Genomic DNA, 4,430 nt, shown 5'->3' on the forward strand with positions numbered 1-4,430 from the left:
CGCCCCCCCGCCCGTCGCCCCCCCCGGTCGTCGCGCGAACTGGGGCGGGCAGGGGCGCTCGGTCACGGGATGTGCGCTCGGCGGGGTAGGACGGGACGAGCGCGCGGGGGCGCGGGGGCGAGCGGCGGCGGGGGACGGCGCGGCGCGGGGCACCCGCGGGCACGCGCCGGGCGGGGGATGGAGCCGGCACACAGGGCGGCGGGCATATCCTGTCGCCATGACCGACGCCCCCCGTTCCGGTCTCGCTCTCGAGGAGTTGAGCAGCGAGATCCGCCCCCAGGACGACCTCTTCCGCCACGTCAACGGCGAGTGGATCGCCCGCAGCGAGATCCCCGAGGACAAGGCCCGCTGGGGCTCGTTCCACCTCATCGCCGAGCAGGCCGAGAAGGATGTGCAGGCGATCATCCTGGAGTCCCAGGCGGCGGAGCCGGGCACCGAGGCGCGCAAGATCGGCGACCTCTTCACGAGTTTCATGGACACCGACCGGATCGACGAGCTGGGCACCGCACCGGTGCGCGCGCAGCTCGAGCGCGTCGACCAGGTCACCGATCTGGCGGGCTTCCTCTCGCTGGTCGGAGCCCTCGAGCGCGACGGCGTGAGCGGCATCATCGACCTCTACGTCGAGCCCGACCCGGGCAACCCCGAGCGCTACCTGCCGTTCTTCATCCAGGGCGGGCTGTCGATGCCCGACGAGAGCTACTACCGGCTCGACGGATTCGAGGAGACCCGGTCGGCGCTGCGCGGACACATCGAGCGCATCCTCGTCCTCGCCGAGGTGCCGGATGCGGCCGCCGCCGCTGATCGCATCATCGCGCTCGAGACCGAGCTCGCCGGCCACCACTGGGACAACGTCCGCAGCCGCGATGCCGTCGCCACCTACAACCTCACCACCTGGGCCGACGTGACCGCCCGGGTCGGCGTCGACCTGACGCCGTGGCTCGAGGCGCTCGCCCCCCAGCATCCCGACGCCTTCGCCGAGGTCGTCGTCTCGCAGCCCAGCTTCCTCGAGGGTCTCGGCACCCTGCTCACCGAGGAGCGCCTCGAGGACTGGAAGGCCTGGCTGCGCTTCCGCGTCGTGCACGGCGCGGCCGCCTTCCTGCCCGACGCCTTCGTCGCGGAGAACTTCTCGTTCTACGGCACGCAGCTCACCGGCGTGCCCGTCAACCGCGAGCGCTGGAAGCGCGGCGTGAGCCTGGTCGAGGCCGCCCTGGGCGAGGCCGTCGGCAAGGTCTACGTCGACCGTCACTTCCCGCCGGCGGCGAAGACCGCCATGGACGAGCTCGTCGCCAACCTGATCGAGGCATACCGCCAGTCGATCTCCGCGCTCGACTGGATGAGCCCCGAGACCCGCGAGCGCGCGCTCGCCAAGCTCGACGCCTTCACGCCGAAGATCGGCTACCCGGCAAAGTGGAAGGACTACTCGACGCTCGAGATCGACGCCGTCGACCTGGTCGGCAACGTGCGGCGCGCCCACATCCACGAGCACGACCGTCAGCTCGGGAAGGTGGGCCAGCCCATCGACCGTGACGAGTGGTACATGACGCCGCAGACCGTCAACGCGTACTACAACCCGCTCATGAACGAGATCGTGTTCCCCGCCGCGATCCTGCAGTACCCGTTCTTCGACGAGACCCGGGATGCCGCGGCCAACTACGGCGGCATCGGCGCGGTCATCGGGCACGAGATCGGCCACGGGTTCGACGACCAGGGCAGCCGTTTCGACGGCGACGGGTCGCTGCGCGACTGGTGGACGGATGCCGACCGCGCGGCCTTCGAGGAGCGCACCGCGAACCTCGTCGCGCAGTACGACGCGCTGGTGCCCGAGGGCCTCGCCCCCGAGCACCACGTCAACGGCTCGCTCACGATCGGCGAGAACATCGGCGACCTGGGCGGTCTCAGCATCGCGCTGAAGGCGTACGAGCTGTCGCTCGGCGGCGAGCCCGCACCCGAGATCGACGGGCGCTCGGGTGTGCAGCGCCTGCTGCTCAGCTGGGCGCAGATCTGGCAGCAGAAGAGCCGCGAGGCCGAGGCGATCCGGTTGCTGACGATCGACCCGCACTCGCCGAACGAGTTCCGGTGCAACCAGATCGTGCGCAACATCGACGCGTTCTACGAGGCGTTCGATGTGTCCGAGGGCGACGCGTTGTGGCTCGACGAGGGCCAGCGCGTCACCATCTGGTAACCCCGCGGGAACAGCGACCGCGTAACGTCGCTCCCGCTTCGCAGCGCTCGTCGAGGAAGGATGCCGGTGGTGGCCAGCTCGCCCGAACCCGTTCGTGGCACGGAACCGACGCGTGAGTCACGCCGGGGCGTCAAACGCGTGCCGCGGCGCGCGGCGGCCGGGCGCCGATCCTTCACCTCGACGCTCAAGAGTCTCGACGCGCTGGCCGCGTCGGGGGCGCAGGTGTCGGTGCGGGTCGACGATCTCGACAGCGGCGCCACGGTGCTCTCGGGCGACGACTTCCTGAGCGTTCCGATCGCCGGGCTCGGCGTCGTGCCGCTGCTGGTCGAGGTGGCGGCGCAGTTCGAGGCCGGGACGATCGACCAGTACGAGATCGTGGATCGGGCAGCGCTGGATCCCGTGGCCGTGTCGGGGCTCTGGCGGCACCTGAAGGCGCCCGCGCTGCCGCTCATCGATCTGGCGGTGCTCGCAGCATCCGTCGGCGACGCGCTCGCCGCCAACGCGCTGCTCTCGCGCGTCGGACTCCCGGCGGTGCGCGCCCGCGCCGAGCAGCTGGGACTGACCCGGTCGGCGCTCATGGACAGCTTCCGTGATCAGCGCGGGCCCGACGACGCCCCGCACGTGGCGCTCGGCTCGGCGCGTGAGTACGCGCGGCTGTTCGCGGCGCTGGTCAACAGCACCGCCGTGAGCGCCGGGGTCAGCGCGCAGGTGGCCGAGTGGCTCAGCCACGGCAACGACCTCTCGCTCGTCGCGTCGGCGACCGGACTCGATCCGTTCGGGCACGACGAGGACGAGCACGGCCTCCTGTTCGTGAACAAGACCGGGCGCGCCGCGGGTGTGCGCACCGAGGCCGGCGTGCTCGCGGGCCCTCGTGCCGGCGTCGCCTACGCGCTCTTCGTGGGCTTCGACGACCTGTCGATCGCGCACCGGCTGCGCGCGCACGACGCCTTCCGTGTGCTGGGCGTCGAGCTCATGGAGTACGTGTACTGAGGCCCGCCGCGGGCGGGTCCGTGTCGCGGGCCGACCGTTCATCGGGCGGATGAAGGCGCGTACGATCGCGGTGTGACCGAACGTGCACCGTATCGAGCAGACATCGTGGGCAGCTTCCTGCGCCCGACCGCCCTCGCCGAGGCGCGTCGGCGCCACGCAGCGGGCGAGCTGTCGGACGCCGACCTCCGCGAGGTCGAGGACGCCGAGATCGCCACCCTGGTGCGGCACGAGGCCGAGAGCGGTCTCGCCCTCGCCACGGATGGGGAGTTCCGCCGCTCCTGGTGGCACTTCGACTTCTTCGGCCAGCTCGACGGCGTCGAGATCGTCGAGCTCGACCACGGCATCCAGTTCCAGGGCGTGCAGACCAAGCCCCGCGGCATCCGCGTGACCGGTCCGATCGCGTTCCCGGACGACCACCCCTTCCTCGCCCACTTCGTCGCGCTGCGCGACGCGCTCGCCGGCACCGGCGTGGAGCCCAAGTTCACGATCCCGGCCCCGACCGTCCTCGACTTCCGGCTCGAGCCCGACAACATCCATCCCGACGCGTACAGCGGTCGCGACGCGATCGTCGACGACCTCGTCACCGCTTACCGGGATGCGGTCGCCGCCTTCTACGCCGCCGGCGCCCGATACCTGCAGTTCGACGACACCGCGTGGGCGTACCTCTGCTCCGAGGACGAGTTGGCCAAGGCGCGGGCGCGCGGCATCGACACCGACGGGATCGCCGAGCGCTACTCGGGGCTGCTGAACCGCATTCTCGCCGACCGGCCCGACGACCTCGTCATCACGACGCACGTCTGCCGCGGCAACTTCCGTTCGACGTGGATCTCGTCCGGCGGCTACGAGCCCGTGGCCGAAGCGCTCCTCGCGCACACGGACTACGACGGGTACTTCCTCGAGTATGACTCGGAGCGCGCTGGCGGGTTCGAGCCGCTGCGCTTCCTGCCCCCCGGCGACAAGCGCGTGGTGCTCGGGCTCGTCACGACCAAGACGGGGGCTCTCGAGGACGCCGACGACATCCGCCGCCGCATCGACGAGGCCGCGGCGTTCGCCCCGCTCGACCAGCTCGCCCTGAGCCCGCAGTGCGGTTTCGCCTCGACCGAAGAGGGCAACACCCTCACCGAGGCCGAGCAGTGGGCCAAGATCCGCTCCGTCGTCGACATCGCCCGCACCGTCTGGCCCTGACCCGCCCCGCCCCGCGTTCGCCGGAACGCCGAGACAGCACTTTCGCGCCGAGACAGCGGGTTAAACCCACCGT

Annotated in this window: 3 protein-coding genes; all 3 read left to right on the forward strand. The window is 71.3% G+C overall.

Translation table 11 applies throughout. The annotated features are described in order from the left end of the window. Nucleotides 1-217: 217 nt before the first annotated feature. The 3 genes from AB0N73_RS16225 (at nt 218) to AB0N73_RS16235 (ending at nt 4,357) form a co-directional block, all read left to right on the forward strand. Nucleotides 218-2,182, forward strand: coding sequence for a M13-type metalloendopeptidase (locus tag AB0N73_RS16225; RefSeq protein WP_363565387.1), 1,965 nt, complete (start codon nt 218-220; stop codon nt 2,180-2,182). A 69-nt stretch (nt 2,183-2,251) separates the two neighbouring features. Next, nucleotides 2,252-3,172, forward strand: a complete 921-nt coding sequence (locus AB0N73_RS16230) for a serine hydrolase (protein ID WP_363565389.1) — start codon at nt 2,252-2,254, stop codon at nt 3,170-3,172. 72 nt (nt 3,173-3,244) lie between these two features. Then, a complete protein-coding gene (locus AB0N73_RS16235; RefSeq protein ID WP_363565391.1) occupies nt 3,245-4,357 on the forward strand; it encodes a 5-methyltetrahydropteroyltriglutamate--homocysteine S-methyltransferase in 1,113 nt (370 codons plus the stop codon). The last annotated feature ends 73 nt before the right edge of the window (nt 4,358-4,430 follow it).

The sequence above is a fragment of the Microbacterium sp. NPDC089189 genome (assembly GCF_040685095.1).
Taxonomy (GTDB): Bacteria; Actinomycetota; Actinomycetes; order Actinomycetales; family Microbacteriaceae; genus Microbacterium.

Bases quoted from the DNA above. Each gene is read 5' to 3' on its own strand.
- AB0N73_RS16225 (WP_363565387.1), top strand. From the start codon at position 218: ATGACCGACGCCCCCCGTTCCGGTCTCGCTCTCGAGGAGTTGAGCAGC.